26 protein-coding genes are annotated in these 25,002 nt (G+C 73.2%); 12 read left to right on the top strand and 14 right to left on the bottom strand.

The window, feature by feature from the left end; translation table 11 throughout:
- Window positions 1-48: 48 nt before the first annotated feature.
- The 3 genes from CLV63_RS03355 to CLV63_RS34960 all read right to left on the bottom strand — a co-directional run bounded on the left by CLV63_RS03355 (window position 49) and on the right by CLV63_RS34960 (window position 2,633).
- Complete coding sequence (locus CLV63_RS03355) at window positions 49-1,407, bottom strand: cytochrome P450 (RefSeq protein WP_106581385.1); 1,359 nt, start codon at window positions 1,405-1,407, stop codon at window positions 49-51.
- Between the two features lie 123 nt (window positions 1,408-1,530).
- Complete coding sequence (locus CLV63_RS35215) at window positions 1,531-1,614, bottom strand: cittilin family RiPP precursor (protein ID WP_394339741.1); 84 nt, start codon at window positions 1,612-1,614, stop codon at window positions 1,531-1,533.
- A 551-nt stretch (window positions 1,615-2,165) separates the two neighbouring features.
- Window positions 2,166-2,633 (bottom strand): IclR family transcriptional regulator domain-containing protein, encoded by a 468-nt coding sequence (locus CLV63_RS34960; RefSeq protein ID WP_281260686.1) that lies wholly within the window; start codon window positions 2,631-2,633, stop codon window positions 2,166-2,168.
- Between CLV63_RS34960 and CLV63_RS03345 the strand changes: the two genes are divergently transcribed.
- A complete protein-coding gene (locus CLV63_RS03345; protein ID WP_342751354.1) occupies window positions 2,578-3,186 on the top strand; it encodes a substrate-binding domain-containing protein in 609 nt (202 codons plus the stop codon). The genes CLV63_RS34960 and CLV63_RS03345 overlap by 56 nt on opposite strands.
- A 90-nt stretch (window positions 3,187-3,276) precedes the next feature.
- On the opposite strand, the gene rpmF is transcribed toward CLV63_RS03345, so the two are convergent.
- A complete protein-coding gene (gene rpmF / locus CLV63_RS03340; RefSeq protein WP_106581383.1) occupies window positions 3,277-3,447 on the bottom strand; it encodes a 50S ribosomal protein L32 in 171 nt (56 codons plus the stop codon).
- A gap of 180 nt (window positions 3,448-3,627) precedes the next feature.
- Here rpmF and CLV63_RS03335 point away from each other — a divergent pair, with 180 nt between their 5' ends.
- From CLV63_RS03335 to CLV63_RS03315, 5 genes are all read left to right on the top strand, one after another.
- The gene (locus tag CLV63_RS03335) at window positions 3,628-4,806 is read left to right on the top strand and encodes a CobW family GTP-binding protein (RefSeq protein WP_245928545.1); all 1,179 of its coding nucleotides are present in this window, start codon (window positions 3,628-3,630) and stop codon (window positions 4,804-4,806) included.
- A 57-nt stretch (window positions 4,807-4,863) separates the two neighbouring features.
- Window positions 4,864-5,130 carry a 30S ribosomal protein S18 gene (gene rpsR / locus CLV63_RS03330; RefSeq protein WP_106581382.1) on the top strand — a complete coding sequence of 89 codons (267 nt, stop codon included), beginning with the start codon at window positions 4,864-4,866 and terminating at the stop codon, window positions 5,128-5,130.
- Between the two features lie 82 nt (window positions 5,131-5,212).
- Window positions 5,213-5,449: a 50S ribosomal protein L28 gene (gene rpmB, locus CLV63_RS03325; RefSeq protein ID WP_106581381.1), complete on the top strand. Its 237-nt coding sequence runs from the start codon at window positions 5,213-5,215 to the stop codon at window positions 5,447-5,449.
- Window positions 5,450-5,455: 6 nt separating this feature from the next.
- Entirely contained in the window at window positions 5,456-5,761 is a 306-nt protein-coding gene (gene rpsN, locus CLV63_RS03320) for a 30S ribosomal protein S14 (protein ID WP_106581380.1), read from the top strand.
- Window positions 5,762-5,915: 154 nt separating this feature from the next.
- On the top strand, window positions 5,916-6,728 hold the full coding sequence (locus CLV63_RS03315) for a class I SAM-dependent methyltransferase (RefSeq protein ID WP_106581379.1): 813 nt from the start codon (window positions 5,916-5,918) through the stop codon (window positions 6,726-6,728).
- Between the two features lie 86 nt (window positions 6,729-6,814).
- Here the strand turns inward: CLV63_RS03315 and CLV63_RS03310 are convergent, their stop codons facing one another.
- The 3 genes from CLV63_RS03310 to CLV63_RS03300 all read right to left on the bottom strand — a co-directional run bounded on the left by CLV63_RS03310 (window position 6,815) and on the right by CLV63_RS03300 (window position 9,512).
- Window positions 6,815-7,459, bottom strand: a complete 645-nt coding sequence (locus CLV63_RS03310) for a GOLPH3/VPS74 family protein (RefSeq protein ID WP_170134136.1) — start codon at window positions 7,457-7,459, stop codon at window positions 6,815-6,817.
- Window positions 7,460-7,737: 278 nt separating this feature from the next.
- Window positions 7,738-8,250 (bottom strand): hypothetical protein, encoded by a 513-nt coding sequence (locus tag CLV63_RS03305; protein ID WP_106581377.1) that lies wholly within the window; start codon window positions 8,248-8,250, stop codon window positions 7,738-7,740.
- Window positions 8,251-8,270: 20 nt separating this feature from the next.
- Window positions 8,271-9,512: a lectin gene (locus CLV63_RS03300; protein WP_106581376.1), complete on the bottom strand. Its 1,242-nt coding sequence runs from the start codon at window positions 9,510-9,512 to the stop codon at window positions 8,271-8,273.
- Between the two features lie 677 nt (window positions 9,513-10,189).
- On the opposite strand from CLV63_RS03300, the gene CLV63_RS34000 reads away from it, so the two are divergent.
- The 3 genes from CLV63_RS34000 to CLV63_RS03290 are packed head-to-tail and all read left to right on the top strand — an operon-like array spanning window position 10,190 to window position 12,806.
- On the top strand, window positions 10,190-10,447 hold the full coding sequence (locus CLV63_RS34000; RefSeq protein ID WP_211301133.1) for an acyl carrier protein: 258 nt from the start codon (window positions 10,190-10,192) through the stop codon (window positions 10,445-10,447).
- Entirely contained in the window at window positions 10,444-11,685 is a 1,242-nt protein-coding gene (locus tag CLV63_RS03295) for a beta-ketoacyl-[acyl-carrier-protein] synthase family protein (RefSeq protein WP_211301132.1), read from the top strand. The genes CLV63_RS34000 and CLV63_RS03295 overlap by 4 nt, the downstream gene beginning before the upstream one ends.
- A complete protein-coding gene (locus CLV63_RS03290) occupies window positions 11,682-12,806 on the top strand; it encodes a beta-ketoacyl synthase N-terminal-like domain-containing protein (protein ID WP_106581374.1) in 1,125 nt (374 codons plus the stop codon). The genes CLV63_RS03295 and CLV63_RS03290 overlap by 4 nt, the downstream gene beginning before the upstream one ends.
- A gap of 123 nt (window positions 12,807-12,929) precedes the next feature.
- Here CLV63_RS03290 and CLV63_RS03285 read toward each other — a convergent pair whose 3' ends face one another.
- The 4 genes from CLV63_RS03285 to CLV63_RS03270 all read right to left on the bottom strand — a co-directional run bounded on the left by CLV63_RS03285 (window position 12,930) and on the right by CLV63_RS03270 (window position 17,049).
- Window positions 12,930-13,358, bottom strand: coding sequence for a methyltransferase domain-containing protein (locus CLV63_RS03285; RefSeq protein WP_106581373.1), 429 nt, complete (start codon window positions 13,356-13,358; stop codon window positions 12,930-12,932).
- Between the two features lie 59 nt (window positions 13,359-13,417).
- A complete protein-coding gene (locus tag CLV63_RS03280) occupies window positions 13,418-15,550 on the bottom strand; it encodes a GMC oxidoreductase (protein WP_245928544.1) in 2,133 nt (710 codons plus the stop codon).
- An 88-nt stretch (window positions 15,551-15,638) separates the two neighbouring features.
- Window positions 15,639-16,493 carry an SDR family oxidoreductase gene (locus tag CLV63_RS03275; protein WP_106581371.1) on the bottom strand — a complete coding sequence of 285 codons (855 nt, stop codon included), beginning with the start codon at window positions 16,491-16,493 and terminating at the stop codon, window positions 15,639-15,641.
- A gap of 61 nt (window positions 16,494-16,554) precedes the next feature.
- Entirely contained in the window at window positions 16,555-17,049 is a 495-nt protein-coding gene (locus CLV63_RS03270; RefSeq protein ID WP_211301131.1) for a hypothetical protein, read from the bottom strand.
- 161 nt (window positions 17,050-17,210) lie between these two features.
- Here CLV63_RS03270 and CLV63_RS34955 point away from each other — a divergent pair, with 161 nt between their 5' ends.
- Together CLV63_RS34955 and CLV63_RS03260 are read left to right on the top strand one after the other, a co-directional pair.
- Complete coding sequence (locus CLV63_RS34955; RefSeq protein WP_106581370.1) at window positions 17,211-19,889, top strand: AAA family ATPase; 2,679 nt, start codon at window positions 17,211-17,213, stop codon at window positions 19,887-19,889.
- Window positions 19,886-20,215: a hypothetical protein gene (locus CLV63_RS03260; RefSeq protein ID WP_106581369.1), complete on the top strand. Its 330-nt coding sequence runs from the start codon at window positions 19,886-19,888 to the stop codon at window positions 20,213-20,215. Before CLV63_RS34955 ends, CLV63_RS03260 begins: the two co-directional genes overlap by 4 nt.
- Here the strand turns inward: CLV63_RS03260 and CLV63_RS03255 are convergent.
- A complete protein-coding gene (locus CLV63_RS03255; protein ID WP_211301130.1) occupies window positions 20,212-21,675 on the bottom strand; it encodes an MDR family MFS transporter in 1,464 nt (487 codons plus the stop codon). The two genes, CLV63_RS03260 and CLV63_RS03255, sit on opposite strands and share 4 nt — an antisense overlap.
- Before the next feature lie 236 nt (window positions 21,676-21,911).
- Window positions 21,912-22,844, bottom strand: coding sequence for a LysR family transcriptional regulator (locus tag CLV63_RS03250; protein ID WP_106581368.1), 933 nt, complete (start codon window positions 22,842-22,844; stop codon window positions 21,912-21,914).
- A gap of 72 nt (window positions 22,845-22,916) precedes the next feature.
- Here CLV63_RS03250 and CLV63_RS03245 point away from each other — a divergent pair, with 72 nt between their 5' ends.
- Window positions 22,917-24,182, top strand: coding sequence for an MFS transporter (locus CLV63_RS03245; protein ID WP_245928543.1), 1,266 nt, complete (start codon window positions 22,917-22,919; stop codon window positions 24,180-24,182).
- Here the strand turns inward: CLV63_RS03245 and CLV63_RS03240 are convergent.
- Entirely contained in the window at window positions 24,171-24,944 is a 774-nt protein-coding gene (locus tag CLV63_RS03240) for a hypothetical protein (RefSeq protein WP_106581367.1), read from the bottom strand. The two genes, CLV63_RS03245 and CLV63_RS03240, sit on opposite strands and share 12 nt — an antisense overlap.
- Window positions 24,945-25,002: the final 58 nt, after the last annotated feature.

Raw genomic sequence — 25,002 nt, 5'->3', positions numbered from 1 at the left:
GACATCCTCTCTTCGCAGCGGCGGGGAGCGTTTCCGGCGGGCGGGCAGCTACCGCGGCGCGGCCCGTTCCCTGCGCACGGTCGCGCGGACCCCGCACGGCTGGAGCGCCAGGGCCGGACGCGGCCTGACCTGCCCCGGGGCGACCGGCTCCAGGCGCACCCTGGAGCGCAGGGCGCGGGCGACCGCTTCGATCTCGCGCACCGCCATCGAGGCGCCCAGGCACCCGCGCGGGCCGGCTCCGAACGGCAGGTAGGCGTACCGGTGGCCGGGGGCGCCCTGGCGCAGCCAGCGCTCGGGGCGGAACTCCGCGGGGGCGTCGAACCACCGCTCGTCGCGGTGGGTGACCCACTGGCTGATGCCGATCGTGGTGCCCGCCGCCAGCCGGTACCCGCCCAGCTCGATGGGGCGGACCGCGACCCGGCTGATCACCCACGCCGGCGGGTACAGCCGCAGCGCCTCCTTGGCCGCCGCCGCTGCGTAGCCGCCGGGCCCGTTGGCTCCGCCGGTCCCGCCGGCCCCGCTGGCGGCGGCGCCGTGGTCCCGCGCGTCCGCCGCCAGCAGGGCGTCGGCCTCGGGCCTGCCGCCGAGGCCGTGGACGAGCCAGGTCAGCGCGTCGGCAGTGGTCTCATAGCCCGACATGAGCAGGGTGGCGAGCTCGTCGCGGATCTCGGCGAAGGGGGTGTCGGCGCGTTCGGCGACCAGCCGGCCGAGCGCGGTGACGGTGTCGTCGGCGGGGTGGCCCTCGATGAGCGCCGCCAACGCCGTGTCGAGGGCGCGCAGGGCGCGGCGCAGCCGGATGCCGGTGGGGCTGGGGAGCCACCCGGGCAGGCGGATGGGGGAGCCGGTCAGCCGCATGATCGCGGCGACGGCGTCGGCCAGCGCGTCGGCCTCGGCGCCCAGCGGCCGGCCGGCCAGGTGCACCGCTCCGATGTGCATGGCCAGCCGCGACATCTCGGCGTGCACGTCGATGGTCGCACCGTCGCTCCACCGGTCGACTGTGCGGGCGACGGCCTCACGGGCGATCGTGTCCAGGCCCTCGAGGCGATCGCTGCGGAAGGCCGGGCGCAGCCGCGACCGCTTACGCTCCCAGCTCGCCCCTTCGCTGTTCATCATCGCCAAGGGGAACCCGGTCGGGCCGCGAGGGCGCTGCTCTGCGCTGATCTTCACGACGTCGCCGCGCCGGTGGACCAGCGCCCGGCCGATGTCGTCGGGGTGGACGATCAGGACGTTGGCGGGGGTGAGCGCCACCACGTCGCCGTACTCGCGCGCGCAGCGGGTGAGGAAGCCGAGGGGGTCGACACCGAAGTCCGCGGCGTTGGCGGTGCCGCGCGCATGGTGCGGGCCCGGAGGGCTGGGCTCGGGTGCCGGAGGGGGAGAGGAAAGGCCGGAGGGTGGGTGGGCCGCCATCGGTGCACCGTGTCTACTCGGTCTTCTCGGTCTGCTCGGGGCCTGTGCGGTGGTCGTCCCCGCGGCCCGAGAAGAAGGGCCGCGGGGACCGGGCCGGAGCCCGAGTGGAGCCTCGCCGGGCTGTTAGTAGTAGATGTAGGGGCGGGTGAGGACCTTGCGGTCGACGATTCCCAGAGCGGCGGCGACGCGGTAGACGGCTCTCTTCACGGTCGGTCCCTTCGGTAATTCCTCACGGGCAGTTCCGGTCCGGACACATCCGGCAATCTATGTCAGGGAATCGGCGCCGGTCGCTATCTCGAAGGTGATTCTGAGCTGTCCGTCGCAGAAAGGAACTCGATACTTTGCGCCGACTCGCGGGTGCGGCACGTGGGCCCGTCTCGTCGGCGCCGCCCGCGCCGCGGCCGCCTCGGTTCCGGGGCCGGCGGACGGTGGCGGATGCGGGTGTGTGGACGTTCTGAGCTGGGACGACGATGCCCGACCGGCAGGCGCACCTGGAACACACCCGGACACGCGGAAACCCCGGCTCGGCGGCGCCGGGAAATGCGAACGAGCCGCAATTCCCCGATTCGGCGACGTAGGCCGGGCCGGGTTCTGACCCGCGACACAAGGATTATGGGCACCGTCGGAACGAGAGAATGCGAATGTGGCCGCATTCGGCCATGCGGCCTAATTCGGGGTGCAAGATCGAAATGCGGCATCGCCGGCTGCGAACGGCGTCGGAGAGTACCGGGTCCGGTCGGGGGTCCTGACCCGGAGCACTAGCCGAGGCGGGCGGAGAGGGCCATTGCCGCCTGCCGGACTTCGACGCTGAGGGCCTCGCGGTCCTCGAAGGCCGGAGCGGTCGAGGGCCCGGCGACCTGGACAGCGGTGTCACAGGATCCGCCCGGGCCGGCGACGGGAGCGGCGACGGACGCGGCGACGGATGCGGCCCCGACGACGCGCTCGTCGACGGAGTAGGCCCACCCCTGCCGGCGGATGTCGTCCAGTTCGGCCCGGAACTGATCAAAGGACGACGGCGGCGGACTCAAGGCCGCCACCACCGGCGTCGCGAGCAACGAGCACTTCGCGCTGGCCCGCCTCAAGGAGGTCTCCGACGCCGATATCACCCCGGTCCACTTCGCCGACGGCAGCACCGCCGCCACCACGGCCTTCCTCGGCTGCAACGTCGACGTGCTGATCACCAACGTCAGCGACCTGCAACCGCTGGTGAAGTCCAAGAAGGTCACACCGTCCCGCGCACCTTTCCGTCTCCAGCCGTGCGGGTGCGGACCGCGGGACCGTCGCGGCACCCCACGAGTCGAGCGTGCGCGCCGGATCGCGGTGCTGGTCGGCCAGACCGACAACGCCTACCGCCGTTCGATCCTGTGGCTGTACTCAAACGCCATGACGGCGCGCGGCATGGCGCCGACCATCCGGATCGCCGACAACAACGAAGGGCAGCTGTCGGCCACGGAGGTCTCGACCCGGCTGCTCCAGGGCAAGGACCCCCCGGACGCCCTGATCACCTCGTCGAGCGTGTTCGCCGAGGGGGCGCTCGACGCCGCCCGATGGCTCGGCGTCGACGTCCCGGGCGGGTTCATGATCGCCACGGTGAGCGACGGCCCGATCGCCGAGCAGGCGCGCCCGTCGATCACCGCACTGCGCCTCGACACCAGCGCGGCCGCGCGCCGGCTCCTCGACCTGCTGGCGCGGCGTCTCCACAACGGCGGTGCGGCCGCCGCCCCCGCGACGATGACCCTTGACCTCACGGTGCGCGAGTCGACCCTCCGCGTCGGCTGACCGGCGAGGGCCATCCCCACCCCGCGGGATGCCCTTGCGGGGCCGTGACCAGGACCCTTGGAGCGGCGCGGCGAGCGGGGCCGCCATCCGTCAGTCGGGGAGGGGGAGCAAGCCGCGGCGGTAGGCGGGTGCCAGCGGGTACGGCACGCGGGCCGTGCGCCCGTCGACGGTGACCTCGACGAGTGCGGGGCGCTCGGCCCGCCACGCCGACCGGCGTTTGCGCGTGTTGGACCGCGATGTCCGTCGCTTCGGGACTGCCACTGTGCGGGCTCCTGGTTCTCTGTGCGGCCGGGTCCACCCGGATCGGCCGTGTGTCGTGCGGGTCGACGCGTTCGACGCGTCCCGTCCTCGAATTCTCCGTGCCCGGTGCGGCGTGCACCGTTCCTGCACAGTGTACGATAATGAAAATCGTTTTCAAACTGAGGATCGAGGTCTCCTGTCATGGCGCAGACCATGCCCATGCGCGTGGTGGTGGTCGCGGGGCTCCACTCCGCGGCACGCGACCGCGCGGTGAACGAACTCCTGCACTCGACGGCGAAGTCGATCGCCCTCCACCACGACCTGCACGCCATAGCGAAGGGCGAGGTCCATCGGCGGCTCCGCGACCGCTGGGGCGTGGTGGACCGGCGGCGGGTCGAACTCGTCCACGCCTGCATCACGTGCACGCTGCGCGAGGACCTCATCCCGGCCCTCGTGAGCCTCGCCCGCGAGGGCGAGTACGCCACCTGCGTGGTCGAGGCATGGGACGGGGTCGACCCGGCGACGATCGCCGAGGCCCTCGACACCCGGGCCGCCGACCATCCGGCCCACGGCCTGCTGTCCCTCGCCGCGGTCGTCACCGCCGTGGACGCCGACCTGCTCGTCGCCGACCTCGCCTCGGGCGACGACATGCGGGACCGCGGGAAGGCCGTCGCGGCGGAGGACGACCGGACCGCGGCCGAGGCGCTGACACGCCAGATCGAGTACCCGACGGTCCTCGCACTGGCAGGCCCGGGCGACGGCTCCGCGGACGCGGGCGAGGCCGGCACACTGCTGGAGCACCTCAACCCCGCGGCGGTGGTGATCGCACTCGGCGACGCGCGGCTGCCGCTCGTGGTCGAAGGGCGCTTCTCTCCGGCCAACGCGGCGGTGCGGCTCGACCCGGCCTGCGCCCAGTACCCGGATCACCGCCAGGACGGCCGGGTCAGCACCCTGACCTGGCGCCGCAGGCGTCCCATGGAACCGGGCCGGCTCCACGCGATCCTGGACGAGGCGGTCGCGACGGGCCTGCGCAGCCGCGGCCGCTTCTGGATCGCCGGGCGCCCCGACACCCTGCTGGTCTGGGACGCCGGCGGCGGCGCCCTCGCCATCGGCGCGGGCGGGCCGTGGCTGGCGTCGCTCCCCGACGCGGCCTGGGAGATGGTCTCCGACGCGCGCCGCGCATCGGCCCGCGTCGACTGGCACCCCGACACAGGGGACCGGTGCCAGTGCCTCTCGTTCACCGGGTTCGACATCGACGCCGAACGGATCATCGGGCTGCTCGACTCGTGCCTGCTCACCGACGAGGAGATGCGGGAACCCCGGCAGCAGCGCGCCACCGGCCCCGACCCCTTCGCCGAGTTCCTCGGCGCCGTCTCCTGACGCCGCTTCCCGGCATCCGTTCGGGGTGCGCCAGACACCTGACCGCGACGACACACCATGAGAGGAGAACGGACCATGTCACCCCGCTCGTCCACTCCCCGCCGATACGCGAATCCACTCCACGGCGTGGACCGCATCGACTACAAGGACGTCGCCCTGTTGCGGCGCTTCATCTCCGACAAGGGCAAGATCCGCAGTCGGCGAATCACCCGGGTGACGCGCCGACAGCAGCGGCGGCTCGCCGCTGCCATCAAGACCGCCCGTGAAATGGCGCTGCTGCCCTACGCGGTCTCCCATCCCTCTCGTCCCAAGGGCGAGGGATGAGGCCGACGGCCGGGGGCGTCCCCGGCCCCCGATGTGTCCGAACCGAACTGCGATCACCAACCGCAATCACCCAGGAGCGATGATGTCCCGAATCTGCCAGGTGACCGGGAAGGCACCGTCCTTCGGCGCCACGGTCTCCCATTCCCACCGCCGCACGAAGCGGCGGTTCGACCCCAACATCCAGACCAAGCGCTACTGGCTGCCCAGTGAGCGGCGCCATGTCCGGCTGCGCGTCAGCGCGAAGGGGATCAGGACCATCGACCGCCAGGGCATCGAGCGCGTGGTCGCGACCATGCGCGCCCGCGGCGAGAAGGTGTGAGGGGCTATGGCGAAGAAGAGCAAGATCGCCCGCAATGAGCAGCGCATCCGTACCGTCGCGGCCTACGCCGACCGGCGCGCCGAGCTGAAGCGCATCATCAAGAGCCCGTCGGCCACCGGCGACGAGCGCTCGTCGGCCGTTGCCGAGCTGAACGGTCAGCCGCGCGATGCCAGCCCCACCCGGGTGCGCAACCGCGACGCCGTCGACGGCCGCCCCCGCGGGCACCTGCGCACGTTCGGGCTCTCCCGGATCCGGTTCCGCGAAATGGCGCTGCGCGGGGAGCTGCCGGGAATCACCAAGTCGAGTTGGTGAAGTGCCGGCGCGGTCGCCCGTGCGGCGGGACGGCACCACGGCGATCAGCGTCGCGCATTCCCCGGTGACGTTCGCCGCGACGATCCGGCCCGCCCTTTCCGGCAGAAACCGAATAGTCCTGACCCGAACAGTCCTATCCAAGGAGGCCACACCCATGCCCGGTGCGGATGGTGCGAACGAACAGTACGGATTCGATGCCGCGGCCGCCGACTTCGACGCCCTGGGGCGGTACCTCTGGGCGCCGATCGGCGCGGCGACGGTCGCGGCGACCGCACCGGGGCCGGGTGAGCGGGTGCTCGACGCCTGCTGCGGCACCGGCGCCTCGGCACTGCCCGCGGCCCGTGCCGTCGGCCCGGACGGCGTCGTCGACGCGGTCGACGTCTCCCGCCCGATGACCGACGCCGTCGCGCGGGCGTCGCGGTCGATGCCGCAGCTGCGCAGTCACACCGCCGACGTACTGACCTGGCCGGACGGTGATTACGACGTTGTCCAGTGCGCGCTCGGCATCTTCTTCTTCCCCGACATGGAGGCAGGCGCCCGGCACCTCATCACCCGCGCCCGGCCCGGCGGCCGGGTCGGTTACACGATCTGGCGCAGCGGCAGCATGGAGACCGCCGGTCGGCATCTCGCCCAGGCGGTCGCCGCGGTCACCGGGGGCGAGGTTCCCGATCGCCGACCCCACCTGCTGCACCGGGTGAGCCGGCAGGACACCTACGCGGACTGGCTCGCGTCCCTCGGCCTCGGCGACGTCCGCGTCGCCGAGGCCGAGCGGAGCCTGCCGGTAACCGACGAACTGGCGTGGCTGATCGTCCTCGGCTCCGGCTTCCGCGGCTGGATCGCCCAACGGCCGGACGACCAGGTGGCGGCGATCCGCGCGGCGTACCTCGCCTCCCTGAAGTCGGCCGATGTCGCGGCGATCGACGCGACGACGCTGATCGGCACGGGTACGGCCGTTCGGGCGGGCTGATCCGGGCCCGGGCCCTGCGTGGAGATCGCGCGGAAGCGACGGCCGCGCCGTGGGGAGCGCGGCGCCCCGGCGGGACAGGATGCCGGTCAGGCGGCGGCGGTGCGGCGGGCGGTCATGGACAGGCCCGCCGCCTTGCGCTGGCGGGGGAGGACCGTGTCGAAGTACTCGCGCAGCACGGTGAGCTGCGGCTTGTGCTCGCGGCGCTCCTTGCGGCCGACCGTGCAGCAGACATCGCCGTCGACGGCGAGCACGGCCAGGACCACCTCGTCGATCGGGAGGGTCGCCGGGTCGCGCCCGAGCAGCGCCGCGCTCCGCACGGCCTCCCGCAGGCCCCGCACCTCGCCGGGGTCGCGGAGGCTGGGCGTGGCGGTCGGGAAGATCCCCAGGGCGCGGCGCCGCACGACGCCGACCGCTCCCGCCGCTTCGAGCTGGTCGCGCACCGTGGCCTCGGCCTTGTGCCAGTTGCGGTCGACGAGCTTGAACCAGCTGCGCGCCTTGTCCGGGGACGCGTCCTCGAACACCTCGGCCAGGAACGGATCGCCCGGCGGCGACGCGCCAGGGTCGCGCGCGGCCTTGCCGCCCTGGTCGGTGAGCACGCCCGCGATGGTCAGCTCGGCGATCGCCGCGGCGCGCATAAGTTGCCCGCGGACCAGCGCGGTATTGGAGTCGACCTTGTTCTTCGCCAGGTCGAAGTTGAGCAGGTACAGACGTTGCGGCAACGTCAGGTCCATGGCGTCTCCTCGGGTTCCCCGGCGCCCGTGCGCCGGTGTGGCCGAGACGCCATTGAAGACCATGCCGCAACGGCATGGTCAACAAGCCGCTCGCGGCACCCGCGCGCCGCCCGGCCCGCGCCGGACTGTGGACCGCCGCACTCAGCGCGGCGGCCCACGGCCCGGCTCTTCGCTATCCGCTCGGCCACCGGTCGTGACGCGGCGGCCGGCCGCGTGCCCGGCGGACGTCCGGGGCGCCCGGCCTGCCGTCTCCGGCAGGGAGACCCCGGTCATGATTCCTAGGCCGGGAGAATCGGCGAATTCCTGGTGACGAGTGCGGGTGTGTACAGGTTCCCCCCGTACGCCTCGAAAGCGTAGGTGTTCGAACTGTGCGTGTGTACCAGGGTCGCAAGCTGGATGTAGCCCTGGTAGGTGAACGCCTTCTTCCCGGACGGCACTTGGAAGGTGTAGGTCTCGGTGGTCACCTTCGACCACTGTTGGCTGAAGGTCAGTGACATCGTGAGTTTGAAGGATCCCTTGACGAACTCCGCGTTGAACTCGATTGCTTGTTCGGTGCTGATGGTCTGCTGCATACTGAAGACGAAACCGGTGGCGATCGCCTTTGAATAGCTGGTGACGGAATCGGATCCGGTGTTGTCGATGTAGCCGATGTTCTCCAGCTTCGGCGCGTAGAAGATGATCGCCTTCGACTCGCCGGTCTTGGCCTGGATCGGTCCGCCTTTCTTGAACGTCGCCTCGCTTGCACTCGGCTTTGTGGTGAATACTTCGATGTCCTCGGAAACCGGAGGCATTGTCCACTCTCTTTCTGCCGCTAGGATGCTTCGGGGCACGTCTTGTTCGAGGTCGGCCAGGTCCCCTTGCCGGGGTTTTCGCCGTACCACTTTTTCAGCTTGGCGCAGATCGAATTGCATTCTTTGGTCAGATACTTGTTGTCCTCGCACATGTCGCTGAACCCCGCGGCTCCGGAGTAGGAGATGGAGCGCGACTTGATGTCGAGGATCACCCGGTGGGAATCGCCTCCGTGCTTCGACTTCCTCTTGTAGTCCTTGATCTCGATCTCCCATTCGAGGGTGATCACCCCGACGCCGTCCGCCTCCCTGGTGGAGTCGTTGTAGTTCTCGGCGAGGAACAGCAGCATGCTGTCCTTCTTTTGGTAATCATTCTTGGCAAGGTCGTCCGGGGGTCCGATGGCCTTGCTGATGAAGCCTTCCGCATCGCGCCGGTTGAGGTCCTTGAACGTCATCTTCGCGGTCTCGGAAAGCGCCTGCTTGTAGAAGTCGTGGATCGCGTCGCCTGTCTTTATGTCGGGCTCGTCCTTGTGCTGGCTGCCCTCGCGGCCGGGCCACGTCTTGTGCTTGCGCCCGTACTCCGCCTTGAGACTCGCGTAGTAGTCCTTTTCCTGGATGACCTTGAGCATCGCGCTGACCGAGTTGCAGATCTGCTCGGTGCCGACGGTCCACGACCCCAGTGCGGCCGGTGTCAGGCTGAGCTGGGCCAGGGTGGCGAAGTGGGTCAGCGCGAAGGAGTCGAACTGCGCGACCGCCGCCGTGAGCGGCCGGGTGCCGTCCGCGGCCGCCAGCCGTTCCACGAATGAGCGGGCGCTCTGGTCCGGGTCGTTGACCTTTTCGTGCAGCTCGCCCGCCACCGGATCGTCCTGGACCAGGTGTTCCACGTATCGGCGGGTGTCCGGGTCGTCGCTGCCGAGGAGTGCGTACAGGCGCTGCACGGCGGGGTCGGTCGCGGCGACGTAGGGGACCAGGCCCTGCGCGCCCGCACTGGTGGTCGCCGCGAGCTCCGTTTCGACGCTCGTCCCGTTCTCGTCCGAAAGCCAGGCGAACGACGGCGTGGGCCTGGCGATCAGGAAGGTGTGCAGGTCAGTGCTCTTGAGGTCCTTCCGGACGGCGGCGATCCTTTCGGACAGCTTCTTGGTCTGGGTCTCATCGCAGATGAGCCCCATATCGGCCAGGTCCTTCTTGAGGCTTTCCGGCGTCACCTCGTCCGGATGCTCGACCTTCTTCAGTTCGATCGGGATGATTTCGCCGACGGGTGGCATGGCAACACTCCTCCATGGACTTTGTGGCGTGCGAAGACGTCCGGAATGTTGGTCCGGAACGCTGGCAATAGGAATTGAAAAACAGCTCGTATAACGCGACCGAACCAGAGATCCGCGAGGCCGTCCACTCGATGCTAACTCCACCTGCGAAACGTATTGAAGGGGTTCGCCGAAGTAATTCGAGCCATGCTTGGCCGGCTCCGTTATACGGTCATGCAGTAAATAGACCTGCGCAAACCCAATTCGGTTTCCCATGTGACTCGCCAAGGCCGGCGGTGCGGCACCGCGTCCCACTAATTCATGCTTTAACGGAAGAAGACGAAGCCGTCCCGGAGCTGCAATCACGCGTCCGGGCGGATCGTCGGACCAGAATATTGCCGAATCCGACTCGACGTGTTCTTTGATACGGACGGTCCGATCGCGGCCGTTCCGGTGGTCTGAAAATGGGAACGGAATCAGTGAAGCGGGACACGCCAATAGCGCGTGGTGCGCCCGCTCGCGAAATGGCGGTTTGCTCCTGTTTGTCCCGTGGTGCCGGTGAGGTATTCCGCCGGCCTGTTGCCTGGGGTTCGACCAGCGATTAGCATTGCTCCGGCCGGGCTGAAACGGTCGGCGCGGGATTTCTCGCGGATAATCGGCCGGTCTCAAAAAGACGCGACAGTGATGCGGGGTTCGCAATGAATGGTGATCCGGATCCGATCCGCAGGATCGTCCTCGAGCTGCTCGAATTGGACGATTCCGAACTCACGGAGAACGGGCTGTTCGAGGAGGATTACGGCGCCGATTCGATGATGCGGATCGAGATCCAGGCGGGACTCGAGGCCGAGCTCGACATCGTCATCGAGAATCCGGAGGTGGCCGAAATGGTGAATTTGGCGCGTGTCCGCGGCGCGGTGGCGCGCGGGCGCGCCGCCGCGGCCGAGTCGGCGCGGTGACCGGGGCGGCACCCGCCCGCGTCGTCGTCACCGGCATGGGGGTGGTCTCCAGCATCGCGCTGGGGGTGACCGAGTACCTGTCCGCTCTCCGGGCGGGCCGCTGCGGCGCCGCCCCCGTATCGCTGTTCGACACCTCCGGGTTCGCCCACGCCAACGGCCACCAGGTGGCCGACTACGACTACGCTGCCCGGCTGCGCCGAACCGACCCCGCCGAGTGGGGCCGCGCGGCCCTCTTCGCCGCGACCGCCGCGCGCATGGCCGTCGACGACGCGCACCTGTCCGACCGCGCCCTGCAACAGCGCCAGGGACTGGTGTCCATCGGGACCACGGACGGCGGTTCGCACGAACTGGACCTGCTGGTGGCGCAGGAGATCGCGGGCGGCCACGACGCCATGGACGGCCGCCTCGTCCGCCAGGTACCGGCCGGAGGGCTGTCCGTGGCGGTCGCCAGGGAACTCGGGCTCACCCGCGTGGAGGCGATGACCGTGGCCACCGCCTGCTCGGCGGGCAACCACGCCATCGGCGACGGCCTCGACGCGCTGCGCTCCGGAGAAGTGGAGTACGCCCTGTGCGGGGGAGCCGACGCGCTCTGCCGACGCAACTTCACCGGGTTCTACCGCCTCGGGCTGGTCGCGCCCGACCGCTGCCGCCCTTTCGACGCCGAACGGGCCGGGCTACTGACCGGCGAGGGCGCGGGGGTCCTCCTCCTGGAAGAACGGGAGGCCGCCCGTGCCAGGGGAGCCCGGATCCACGCCGAAGTCCTCGGCTACGCCACCAACTGCGACGCCTACCACCAGCTGACGCCGAACCAGGCGGGTATCCGCAGGTGCATGCGGCTGGCACTGGACAACGCGCGGGTCGACCCCGCCGACGTCGACCTCATCTCCGCCCACGGCACCGGGACCCGCACCAACGACGCGGTCGAATGCGGCGCGATCGCGGAGGTCTTCGGCGGGTCGCCGCCCCCGACGGTCGGCCTCAAGGGCATGCTCGGCCACACCATGGGCGCCGCGAGCGCGCTCGCGGGGATCGCGTCGGTGCTGGCGATCGGCCACGGTTTCATTCCGCCCACGGTCAACCACGGGCGCACCGACCCGGAATGCGCGGTGGACTGCGTGCCCAACACCGCCGTGGCCGCCGATCCGCGCGTGGTGCAGAACAACGGGTTCGCGTTCGCGGGCAACAACGCCGTTGTCGTCTTCGGGCGCGACCGCCGGTCCGGACGGGACGCCGCATGAGCCGCGCCGGCCCCGGAGGCGGCGCCCCGCCCGTGGTGAGCGCGTGGTCGGCCGTGTCGTGCTTCGGGATCGGCCGGTCCGCCTTCACCGCCGCCATGGCCGGCGGTGCCCGGCCGCCCGCGGTGGCGGCCGCGCCCTGCGCGCCGCGCCCGGACGATGCCGTGTACCCGGTGCCGTCCTTCGACCCGAGGGCCGTCCTGGGCCGGAAGGGGACGCGCACCATGGACCGCGTCAGCGGCTTCGCGGTCGCCGCGGCTCGGGAGCTCCTCGGCGGCACCCCCGACGCCTCCCTCGACGCCGGGGGCGGCGACCGTACCGCCGTGGTCCTGGCCACCGCGGGCAATCCCCAGGCCATGCGGGACTTCACCCGCGCCTCCCTCACGGCGGCCAAGCCGTTCCACGTCGACCCCGCGGTCATTCCGAGCGGTGTGCCGAACTGCGCCGCCGGTCTGGTCGCGATCTGGAACGGCCTGACAGGGCCGAACACCACCATCAACACCGGCCGCGCCGCCGCGCTGAACGCGGTAGGCCACGCCCGGAGGCTCCTGGTCGCGGGGCGCGCCGACCGCGTGATCGTCGGCGCCTTCGAGGCGCACAGCGCGACGCGGGCCCGGTTGGACCCGCACCGGGCGCAGCCGGGCGAGCCGGGCGCGCCCGGCACCGGCATCGGCGAAGGGGGCGCGGTCTTCCTCCTCGAGAACGCTGCGGCGTGCGGCGAAGGACCCCGGGAGCCGCTGCTCGACGTACTGCACGTCGCACACCGCACAGGCGCGCCGGACGATTTCGCCGCAGCCGTGCGCGGGTGCGTCGAGGAGGCGCTCGACCGCAGCGGCCTGCACCCCGGGCAGGTGTGGGCGGCACGCGGCTCCGAGTGCGCCGGGGAGCCGGGACGGCAGGAGCGGCGGGTGCTGGCCGAGCTGTTCGCCCCTGAGGTGTGCGACCGGGTCCGGCCGCCGGGGAACGGCGACACCGGGTCGGCGGTCGCCGCATTCCAGATCGCCGCCGCACTGGCGGTCCCGGCGCCCCCGGACGCACCGGTGGCCATCGCGGTCACGGCCGTCGACCCCGGTGGCACCGCGGCCTGCGCGGTGCTGCGGCGCAGGCCCCAAGGACGGGCGTAGCCGGCCCCGCCGCCGCGGGCGGACGGGCCCCTCGCCCCAGCGCATCGTGCCGCTGCGCGTGGGCCCGCGGCACGGTGCCCCTGATCGCCCCCGCCGCCGACCGGGACGCGGCCGCGAGGGCTGTTATCGGGGGAGGGGGAGTTCGCGGAGTGGGGTGCCGCCGTCGATGAACAGGCGGCCCCGCGGGGTGAGCGCCGCGGCGATGCGGTGCAGGGCGCGCGTGCTGTTCTCGGGGCGGCGTCCGTCGAGGGAGCCGACGCGGATGGCGAAGGCCAGGTCGAACGGTTCCTCGGCCGGGTCGAGCGCGAAGTCCTCGGCAGCGGATTGCCGGACGCTCATGCGTCCGGCGCCGATCTCCGCCGCGGCGTTGCTCCGGGCCGCGGCGATGCTCTTCGCCGAACGGTCGATCATGAGGATGTGGCCGGCGCCGATCCGGCCGGCGACGGCCCTCGCGGCGGCGCCGGGCCCGCCGCCGATCTCCAGCACCCGCATCCCGCCGCGCAGCGGGAGGGCGTCGACGATCGCGGCCAGTCGCGGGGAGAGAGCGTTCATAGCGGTCCGATCCGTTTCGCGGAGTGGTCGGCGGCGCGGGCCGCGTGTCGGGCGGGGGGTCAGCGCCGTAGCGCGGAGCGTGCGAAGAAGGCGGTGAAGCGTGCGGCCGCGCGGAGGCGGCGGGCGCGGGTGAAGCCCGTGCCTCTGATGGATGTACCCAGCCGCGCCAGGTCGCGCGCTCCGATGGACAGGACGAAACGCGTGCCGGCGCCGCCGTCGTCGGGGGAGAGCTCGCCGCGGAGGGTGGTCAGCCCGGTGAGGAGCGCCATCGGCGTGCGGGAGCGCACGGTCTTCACCCCCGTCAGCCGCCACGCGCGGCCGTCGTCGCCGGTGAAGCGCAGCGCGTAGGACATCGCCTCCGGGCCGCCCCCGGGGAACAGCGAGAGCGTTCCCGCGATGGCGGCCCGCGACGCGACGCCCTCGGCGTCGATCACGCCCCGCATCGACACCGTGTGCGCCGCACCGGCGAGGAACCGGTCCATGCTGCGGATTTCCGCGGCCAGGGTCAGGACCACCCCGGGACGGTCCCGGCGGCGCGTCGCCATCCGCTCCCGGAACACGACGCCGTCGCCCTTCGTCGCGGCGTGCCGCTCGGACATGTACGCGAACGCGGCGTCCTCGGGGACGTCGCCGGGCACCACGGCGTCCCACTCGGGGGCGCGCCACCCGTGCCGCCCCGAGCGGCGGATCACCGTTTCGATCGAGCGTTCCGCGACAGCGAGGATGGTGGCGGATGGGTTCACCCCGGTCGCGGCGGGCAGCACCGAGCCGTCCATGACGAACAGCCCCGGGTAGCCGTGCACCTCCCCGACCTCGTCGACGACACCGGTGGCGGCGTCGGCACCGGCGCGCACCCCGCCCAGCGCGTGGACGGTGACGGTACGGCGCAGGAGCGACCAGGTGAAAGGGCTGTACAGGCGGGCGTCGAGGAAGCGCGCGATCAGGGGGCCCACGCGGAGCTGGGACCGGTACAGGTGCGCCTGCCAGCGGTTCCGCCAGGACAACGTTGCCTTCCCCGAGCGGTCCAGCCGCAGTGTCCCGTTGCCGGAGTCCGTCCCCATCGCGAGCACGGTGAAGACGCTGCGCGGGGTCGTGCGCCGGACCTTCCGGCGCCACCAGCCGCGCACGCGCGGAACCGGCAGGAGGGTGTCGACAAGGGTGTGCAGCGGCGGCGGGAAGGCGCCGTCCTGCACCTGGTACCAGACCGGCCGCCGCCCTTCGGGCACGTCCAGCACGGTGCTGGTCGTGATGGTGGGACCGGTCGTCATGTCCTGCCGCGCCCCGCGGAGCTCGGCCAGGGTGAGGAAGTCGCCGTTGCCGGAGAACCCCTGGCCGAGAAGCCGCGAGAGACCGGGCAGCGTCCCGTGCACGTCCCTGGACCGGAGCAGGAGCTCGTTGCTGGCCACCGCCCCGGCGGCCAGCACCACCCGGGGAGCGGTCCACTCGCGCAGGGGCGCGTCGGGATCGGAGGGGGTCGCGGCGGTCACCGCGTAGCCGCCGTCCCGCGGCTCGATGCGCCGGACCTCCGCGTCGGTGACGGCGCGCGCACCCGCCGCCTCCGCCACGGCGAGGTAGGTGTGGTCGAGCGTGTTCTTCGCCCCGTGGTTGCAGCCGATGACGCATTCACCGACGAACGCGCAGCCCCGGCGCCGCACGCCGTGGGCGTTCGGCCGCCAGGTGTCCGGGTCGCCGAACGTCACCGCCAGGTTGGGCCGCACCGTCGCGTCGGGCATGTCCATGTCGCGGGTGAGCCGTTCGACGAGCTCCGTGCGCGGCGCGGGGCGTCCGGTGCGGGGGTCGTCGCCCACCGGCGCGACCTCCATCATGTGCGCAGCCAGCGCGTAGTACGGGTCCAGTTCCGCGCGCCGCAGCCGGTCCGGCCAGCGCTCGTCCAGCGCGCCCTCGAAGGGGCGGGCGAACACGTTCGCGTAGGCGAGCGACCCGCCGCCCCAGCCCGCCGCTTGGACGCTGGCCATGCGGTCGAGCCAGCGGATGTCGTAGAGCCCCTGGTCGACCTCCCACAACCAGCCGTCCTCCATGTGAGGGCGGCGGGGGAACCCGCCGGGGCGCCAGCGGCGGCCGCGTTCGAGGACGGTGACCGAGAATCCCGCCTGCGCGAGGCGGGCCGCCGCCACCGCACCGCCGAACCCGCTGCCGACGACGATCGCATCGGTGTCGAATCGAGTACTCACGGACGCTCCTTCGGGTCGTGTTCGGGGCGGCGGCACGGCGCCGGCGGGTCCGGGCGGCCGTCGCGCCCGCCCCCCGGGGGCCGGGCCGTCACGCGGGGCGGAACGCCGCGGCGTAGTCGCGGGCGAAGTCGGCGATGTCGCGCGCGGGGCGCCCGGTGAGGTCGGCGACCGACGCGTGCACCTCGGCCGCCTCCCCTCGGTCGTAGTGCGCGTAGTCCTCGATGAGGCCGTCGATCTGCCACGCCGGGACCATGCCGGTCAGCGCCGCGGCGAACTGGTCGGCGGGCGCGCCCTTGAACGTGACGCCGTGCCCGATGGCGGCGGACAGCGCCTGGGCGATCTCGTCGTGGGACACGGCGCGGGGCCCCGTCAGGGTGTAGGTGCGCCCGGTGTGCCCCGCGCCGGTCAGCACGGCCGCGGCGGCGTCCGCGATGTCCCTGGTGTCGACGGCGCTGACCGCGGCGGCGCCGATGGGTGCGGCGAACCAGCCCTGGGCGATGGTGCCGGCGAAGGCGAGCAGCGCCTGCATGTAGAGGTTCGGGCGCAGCACGGTGTGGTCGACGCCGGTGCGCCGCACGTGCGCTTCGACCTCGGCGTGCCAGCGCAGGAACCGCACCGGCGAGTCGGTGCGCGCCGCGTACTGCGAGAGCAGCACGAGCCGGCCCACACCGGCGGCGCGGGCGAGATCGGCGAACCGGATTTGCAGCGCCGCTGCGTCGGCCGCCGACGGGCTGTTGAGGAAGGCCGCGTCGACGCCGTCGAGCGCCGCGGCGACCGACGCGGGGTCCTGGAGGTCGGCGACGGCGTTCTCGACGCCGGGAATGCGGCGGTCGGGGTCGCGGGTCATGGCGCGGACGGTGGCGCCGCGGGCTTGCAGGGCGGGGACCAGTGCGGATCCGATGGTTCCGGTCGCGCCGGTCACGAGCACAGTGGGGGTGTTCATCGTCGGGTGTCCTTTCGGTGGTGCCGCCGGGCCGGGTGCCCGGCGGGGTCCGTATCGGTGGTCAGCGCGCGCCGGCGGTGTCCGGGGCCGACCGGGTCGCGGCAGCGGGGATGAGCGACAGGGCGATGGCGGTGGTGATGAGCGCGGCCGCGCCGGTGAACGCGGTCGGGAACGAGATGCCCGCGCCCGTCTCCGTCCTCGCGGCGCCGATGGCGACCCCGGCGAGGGCCGCGAGCCCGACCGCGCCGCCCAGTTGCTGCGCGGTGTTGATCAGCCCGCTGAGCAGGCCCGCTTCCCCTTCGGCGCTGTCGCGCACCGCCATCGCGGTGGCGTTGACGGCCGAGAGTCCCAGGCCGGTGCCGATCAGCAGGAACGCGCCCAGCAGACTCGCGGAGAACCCGCCGGCCGTGGGGTCCACCACCAGCCACAGGAGGCCGGTGAGCAGCGGGCGGGCGCCTCGGCAGGCGCCGCAGTGGGCCGGGCTTCGTCGCTCATCATCGCGTCCTTCGTCAGGGGAGAGTCCGTGCGCCGCCGTGCCGTCGGCCGGTGCCGTCATGCCACGAGGATCGCGCGGCGGCGGCCCGACTCGCGTCGGTGGCGATCACCTATATCGGCGACCGCGTCGCCTATCCCGCCCCGCCGCGGCACGGGCCGCCCGCCGCGCGCGCCCCCTCGCCGGTGCGCCGCGGGCGGGCTGTCCCGAATAGGGTTGGCCCCATGCGCACGAAGTCCCCCCGTTCGCTCGTCGGCCGGAGCGCCGAACTCGACCGCCTCCGCGCCCTCGTCGGCGCCGCGGAACAGGGCGACGGCGGCGTGCTCGTCCTCCGCGGCGACCCCGGCATCGGCAAGAGCGCACTGCTGGACCACCTCGAACACGCGGCGCCGGACCGGTTCCAAACCATCCGCGCGTCGGGCGCGGAGTTCGAGGGCGAGCTGCCGTTCGCGGCGCTGCACCAGCTGTGCGTGCCGGTGCTGGCGCACCTCGACGCGCTGTCGGCCCCCTACCGCGACTCCCTCCAGGTCGCGTTCGGACTGGCCGACGGCGCGCCGGACCCGTTCCGCATCGGCCTCGCGGCACTCGACCTGCTGGCCGCCGCCGCTGCGCGCCGACCACTGCTGTGCATCGTCGACGACGCGCACTGGATGGACGACGCCTCGGCGCGGGCGCTGACGTTCCTGGCGCGGCGCATCGCCGCGGAGCCCATCGCGATGGTTTTCGCTGCCCGCGGCCAGGACCCCGTCCGCGGGTTGGACGAGCTGCCCGGGCTGGCGGTCGGCGGCCTGGGTGACGCGCAGGCGCGCGCACTGCTGGCCGAGGAGAAGACCACGATGCTCGATGAGCGGGTGCGCGACCGTGTCCTCGCCGAGGCGCGCGGAAACCCGCTGGCACTGATCGAGCTGCCGAAAGCCGGCGGCTTCGCGCTGCCGACCCCGTCGCCGGTCGCGGGCCGGGTCGAGCGCAGCTTCCAGACCAGGATGGCCGGGCTGCCCCTGGACGCGCGGCTGCTGCTGATCCTCGCGAGCGCCGACCCGACCGGCGACCCGACACTCCTGTGGACGGCGGCCGGGCGGCTGGACATCGACGTCCCGGCGGCGAGCGCCGCCGCCGAGGCGTCCGGGCTGGTGCGGTTCGACACCCGCGCACGGTTCTGCCACCCGCTGGCGCGATCGGCCGCCTACCGCGCGGCCGAGCCGGAACGGCGCCACGCGGCGCACCGGGCGCTGGCCGACGCCACCGACCCTGCCGCCGCGCCCGACCGGCGGGCCTGGCACCGCGCCCAGGCCACCACCGGGCCGGACGAACAGGTCGCAACGGAGCTGGAGTCCTCGGCGTCGCGCGCGCAGGCGCGCGGGGGCGTCGCAGCGGCCGCCGCCTTCCTCGAACGCGCGGCGGCGCTGTCGCTCGCCCCCGGCAGGCAGACCGAGCGCACGCTCGCCGCCGTGCGCGCCACGCTGGCTGCGGGCGGGGCCGACGCCGCGGCGGACATGCTGGCCAGCATCGACACCGAGACCCTCGATGACGCCCGGCATGCGTCGGTCGACCTGCTGCGCGGGCAGATCGCGTTCGTCGGCGGCGCCGACGGCGCCGCCAGCGGACCCGACCTCATCCTGCGGGCGGCGCAGCGGCTCGCCGCCGGAGACCCGGAACGGTCGCGCGAATCCTTCGTGGCGGCACTGGAGATGGGCCTCGTCGTCGGCAGGGCGGCCGGGGTCATGGAACGGGTGCTCGACGCGGCCCGCGCGGCGCCGCCCGCGGCGCGGCCGCCGGACCTCCTCGACGCGCTGGTGCTGCTGAGCACCGCGGGCCACCGCGACGGTGTGCCCGCGCTCCGGCAGGTCCTCACCGGCGACGACGCCGGCTGGACCCGGGTTCCCGCGCTCGCCACGATGGTCGCGGGCGAACTGTGGGACTTCGACCTGCACACGGCGATCGTCGAGTGGCTGGTGCGGGCCGGGCGCGACACCGGGTCACCGCTGACCATCCGGCTCGGCCTGTCGCAGGCGGCGGTGTCCGCGGTGCTCACGGGCGACTTCGGGCGGGCGATGGCGGCGATCGCCGAGGAGGAGGCCATCGCCGACGCCCTCGGCGACGTGCCCCAGCTGTACTCGCGGGTGCAGCTGGCGGCGGTCCGCGGCCGCCGCCAAGAGGCGCTCGACCTGTTCGCCGAGGCGGCGAGCCGGGGCATCGGCCAGCTGGCCGCGGACACCAGCGGGCCCGCCGCCGTCCTGTACAACGGCCTCGGCGAGTACCCGGCCGCGCTGGACGCGGCCCGGCGCACCGTCGACGGGGGCGCCCTCTTCCAGGCCGGGTTCACACTGCCCGAACTGGTGGAGGCCGCGGTCCGGTGCGGCGAGCACGGCGTCGCGGAATCGGCGCTGGAGTCCCTGGTCGAGCGCACCGCGCCCTCGGGGACCGGCTACGCCCTCGGCATCGCGGCGGGGGCGCGGGCCCTGGTCCGCGGCGCGGAGGACGACTACCGGGAGTCCGTCGAGCGCCTGGCCGACACCCCGCTGGCCCCGGACCTCGCGCGGGCGCACCTGCGGTACGGGGAGTGGCTGCGCCGGGCCGGCCGCCGCCGCGACGCACGCGACCAGCTGCGCACCGCGCACGAGCAGCTGTCGCGGATCGGCATGGAGGCGTTCGCCCAGCGGGCCGCCGACGAGCTGCGCGCGACAGGGGAGGTGGCGCGCAGCCGCTCCGCGCACACCTACGACCGGCTGACCATGCAGGAGATGCACATCGCGCGCCAGGTCGCGGCCGGTGCGATGACGAAGGAGGTCGCCGCGCGCCTGTTCCTCAGCCCGCGCACCGTCGACGCCCACCTGCGCAGCATCTTCCGCAAGCTCGGCGTCACCTCGCGCAAGCAGCTCAAGGACCTGCCCGACCTCGGGTGACGCGCCCCCGCCGCCGGGACGCGGCGCGCGCCCGGCGCGGCCCCGGCCGCCGCACGGGCACGGCTGAGCGCGCCCGTGCGTCACCCCGGTGTCACCGCATCCTGTGGGGCGGCTACGACGCGGTGTACCACTACTCCGGCCGGGTGCGCGCCGGGCACGACACCCGCGCCGCGACGTTCGAGCGGCTCGCCGCCCAGTTCGGTGCCGCGTTCCCCGCCCTGGCCGACGCGCGGTTCACCCACGCGTGGGGCGGCGCCATCGACACCTGCACCTGCTTCGCGGCGTTCTTCGACGCGGCGCGCCGGCGGGCCGCCCGGCCGGGTTAGGCCGCCGGGACGCCGGGTGCCGCGCTCTGGTCGGGGGAGCGGCGGACGAAGAAGGTCGCCGCGAAGGCCACTGTGCCGATCGCCGCGCCGACGATGAAGGCCACGTGGATCCCGCCGGCCTGGGCGGCGACCTCCGACGCGCCTTCGGCGGCGCGCCCGGCCGCGACACTCGACATGATCGCGATGAACGCCGCCGTGCCCGCTGCCCCGGCGATCTGCTGCACGGTGCCGACGACGGCGCTGCCGTGCGAGTACAGCTCCGGGCGCAGCGAACCGAGCGCCCCGGTCAGAAGTGGCGTGAACATGAAGCCGAGACCGGCGCTGAGCACCATGTGCGTGGCGACGACGAAGTAGATGGGGGTCTCAGGGCCGAACAGCGTCATGCCCCACAGCACCAGTGCGACCGCGGCGGCACCCGGGGCGACCAGCGGCCGCGGCCCGTACCGGTCGAACAGCCGGCCGACCAGCGGCGCGATCAACCCCATGACGAGGCCGCCCGGAAGCACCGCCAAGCCGGTGACCAAGGTGTTCAGGCCGAGTACGTCCTGGATGTAGATCGGCAGCAGGATGATCGCGCCGAAGAGCGCCATGAAGCTGACCCCGACCAGCGCGATCGACAGCGAGAACTGGGCGGAGCCGAACACCCGCAGGTCGAGCAGTGCGCTCTCGGCGCGCTGGAGCCGCAGTTGGCGTGCGACGAACACGACCAGGGCGACGGCGCCGACGCTGATGGCGAGCCACGCGGGCACCAGCGCCGATCCGGCGCCCTCGCCGCCGAGCGCGGAGAAGCCGTAGACGAGGCCGCCGAAGGCGAACGCGGACACCACGACCGAGGGGAGGTCGATGGCGGCCGGACGGGGCTCGGTGACATTGCGGATGAACGCCACCCCCAGCGTGAGGCCGAGCAGTGCGATGGGCAGGACCAGGCCGAACATCCAGCGCCAGTCGAGCGCGTTGAGGATGAACCCCGAGATCGTCGGGCCCAGGGCCGGGGCGACCGACATGACGATGGAGATGTTGCCCATCGTGCGGCCGCGGCGGTCGGCCGGGACCATCGTGAGCACGGTCGTCATGAGCAGCGGCATCATGATGGCGGTGCCGCCGGCCTGCACGATCCGGCCCGTCAGCAGCACGGCGAAGCCGGGCGCGAGGAAGCAGAGGAGGGTCCCGGCGGAGAACAGCGTCATCGCCGCGACGAAGACCTGGCGGAGGGTGAACCGCTGGAGCAGGAACCCCGTGATGGGGATGACGACGGCCATAACCAGCATGAACGCCGAGGTGAGCCACTGCCCGGTCGAGACGGGGATGTGCAGGTCGCGGTTGAGCACCGGCAGCGCGACACTCATGATCGTCTCGTTGAGGATGACGACGAACGCCGAGACCAGCAGCAAAGGGATCACGAACCGGTCGGTGCCCCGCTGCGTGCCACCGCCGTCGACGCTTGCTGTTTGCCCGGACACAGGTCTCCTGAGTGTGGTCGTGGACGGCAGGCCGCGACGGAGGCGCGGGAATGAGATCGGCGGAAACGGGTGCGGGGCACACCGTCTTCCGACGACGCCTGTACAACTCCGCCAAATGCGGATTTGTTCCGCAATAACCGACCGGACCCGCGGCGGCCGGTGCGCCCTCGCACGGGATCCGGTCCGCGGCGTACCGGCGGCCGCCGCCGGTCGAGGGGCGCCGCCCGGAACGGCCCTCAGCCCGCCGGAGGTGGGCCGTCGCGGCGGGGCAGCAGGCGCTGCACCGTGGCGGTGATGGCGTCGAGCGCCGCAGCGGCGGTGGGGTGGTCGCGCCCGCCCAACCGGGTGACGGCGAGGACGCGGCGGACGGGGGCCGGTTCGCCGTGCAGGGGGATCCGGGTCACCGGCCAGTCGGCGTGCAGCCGGGCCAGGCGCGGCACCAGGATGATCCCGAAACCGTGGGCGACCAGGGCGCTGCCGGTGTCCCACTCGTCGGCGTGGTGGGCGATGTCGGGGATGAAGCCGGCGGCCATGCACATGGTGAGCACGAGGTGGTAGTAGGTGCTGCCCGGCCGTCCCACGATCCAGGGCTCGTCGGCCGTGTCGGCGAGGGTCACCGTCGAACGGGCGGCCAGCGGGTGGTCGGCGGGGACGACCAGGTCGAGCGGGTCGTCGAGGAGGGGCTGCTGGTCGAAGCGCCGGTCGGCCGCCGACGGGGTGTCGGCGGTGGGGATGACGAGGGCGAGGTCGGCGTCCCCGGCGCCCAGCAGGTCGAAGCAGCGCACGGGTTCGGCCTCGATCACGCGCACCGCCACCCGGGGGAAGCGGTCGCGCAGGGCCGCCGCAGCGGGGGGCAGCAGGCGGGTCGCCGCGGTGGAGAAGCCGCACAGCGTGAACGGGCCGGCGGGCTCGTCCGCGGTGGCCAGTTCGGCCCGCGCCCGCTCGGCCTGCGCGTGCAGGATCTCGGTGTGGCGCAGCACCGTGTGCGCCGCGGCGGTCAGCCGCACCCCGCGCCCCTGCTGGACGACCAGGTCCGCACCGAGGTCGGCGGAGAGCTGACGGAGCTGGTGGGAGACGGCGGACGGGGTGTAGTGCAGCGCCTCGGCCGCCGCGGTGACCGTTCCGTGGCGGGCGACGAGCTGGAGCATCCGGAGCCGTGGATCGATCATTGAATCATTCTGCATGATCCTTCTCGAAAACGTTTGCTTTTCTCTCCGGCTCATGGCGGCGACCCTGGCGGTGTGCCTACTGTCCTGCGCCCCAGCGCGCCCTCCCGTGCCCGCCGCCCCGCCGTCCCCGACCGCGCTGCCGCGCGCGCCGGGCGGGCGGCGTCCTACCTGCTGGTGGTGCTCACCGCCGGGGCCTATCTGCCCAGCCCGCTGTATCCCGGCTACCAGCAGGCCTTCGGGATCGGCGATCTGGGCATGACCCTCGTCTACGCGACGTTCGCCGTGGTCAGCGCGCCCGTGCTGCTGCTGTTCGGCACCCTCTCCGACGCGGTGGGCCATCGCTCCCTGCTGCGCGCCGGCATCGTGATCGCGGCGCTCGGATCACTGTGCTTCGCGGCGGCGCAGGGGCCGGGGTGGCTGCTGGCCGGGCGCGCCGCGCAGGGCCTCGCACTGGGCGCCGTCACCGGTGCCGCGAGCGCGCTGATCGTGCGGCGCGCCCCAGGGGGCGACCGGGCCCGGGCCTCGTTGCGGGCGAGCACCGCGTTCGTCACCGGTGCCGCCGCGGGCCCGATCGGGGCGGGGCTGCTGGCGCAGTACGCGCCCGAGCCGCTGGTGCTGCCGTACCTGGTGCACCTGGTGCTGCTCGCGATCGCCTGGCAGCGGGTGGCGGTCCTCGGCCGCCCGCAGGGGGCGCGCCGGGGTCCGGCCCGCGCGCACGTGCCCCGGGGCATGCGGATGCTGTTCGCCACAGCGGGTGCCGCCGGGTTCCTCGCCTGGGCCGCCGCAGGACTGTTCCTCGCCGTCATGGGGGCCGTGCTCGACCGCGCCGCCGGCAGCGCGGACCTGGCGCTGTCCGGCGGCGTCATCGGCGCGGTCCTGGTCTGCTCCGGACTGGCCCAGCCCCTCGTGGCCTGGTGCGGCCCGCGGGCCGCACAGGCGGCGGGGCTGGGCGCCGTCCTCGCCGGGCTCGTCACCCTGGCGTCGACCGGGGGCACCTCGGTGCCCTTCACCGTCGCCGCCGCCGTCCTGACCGGCACGGGGCTCGGACTGGCCTACGGCGGCGCGACGGCCGCGGTCAGCGCGCAGGCGCCGCCGGACGCCCAAGGGGCGATCGCCTCGCTGCTCTACCTCGTGTTCTACCTCGGCGCCGGGCTGCCGGCCGTCGCCGTCGGCGCGCTGAGCCTCTGGCACCCGTTGCCCGCGGCGGTGTTCTGGATGAGCTGCGCGCTGGCGGCCTGCGTCCCGCCCACCGTCGCCGCGGTCCTGTGCACGCGTCCCCGACGGCGGGGGCCGGCACCCGGCCGCGCGGGGGAGGCGCCCCGCGGGTCAGGGCGCTGAGGCGGCGGCGTCCTCGATGGGGTGGCGCACCCAGACGTTGGGCTCCACGTAGCGGCCGAGGTCGCGTTCGCGGTCGATCTCGACGGGGGCGAGCGCACCGTCGATCACATAGCGGCCCGTGGCCGGCATCGGGAGGCCGCCCCACTTCTCCCAGTCGGCCACGCTTCCCGTGACCACCATGGAGCGCTCGCACGGGCCGACGATGCGCCCGCCCAGCCGCCAGTGCACGCGCAGCCAGGGGTCGAACGGAGCGTCGTCGCCGGGCCGGGTCCAGCGGGCGTAGTCGGCCATGGGGATCAGCGGGTACCGGGCCTTGTGGGTGGGGCGCAACGGGACGAGGAGTTCGCGGAACCCCTTGGCGGCCGCCACGTCGCGCAGGCCGCGCACCATCACCGGGCTCAACCCGGCGCCCAGGCGGTCCGCCGCGATGCCGATCGACAGCGCCGACGCGGTATCGGGCCGGGCGCCCGCGTCGAAGTCGGCACACCCCTGCGACAGGGCGTAGTCCCAGCCCTCCGGCGGCAGCGGGCCCGCGGCGATGCCGCGGTGCAACGGGATCGAGTACCCCTCCGCGACGATCCGCTCCTGTGCGCCGGAGCCCTCGACCAGCACGATCTGGTACTCGGGGAAGTCCTCGGCCAGACGGCCCCAGCACCGCCGCCCCACGGGGGCGTTGACGACGAAGTCCGGCCACGTGGGCTGGTCGGGCCCCTCCAGGCGTTCGACGAGGTCAGGGCGTTCGGCAAGCGTCACGATCCGCATGCCAGGACACTACCGCCCCGTCCCGCCGCGGACCCGGGCCGCTGCGCGCCCCGCGGCC

It is taken from the genome of Murinocardiopsis flavida, from assembly GCF_003014485.1.
Classification (GTDB): Bacteria; Actinomycetota; Actinomycetes; order Streptosporangiales; family Streptosporangiaceae; genus Murinocardiopsis; species Murinocardiopsis flavida.
This window is presented reverse-complemented; position numbering and strand designations above follow the sequence as displayed.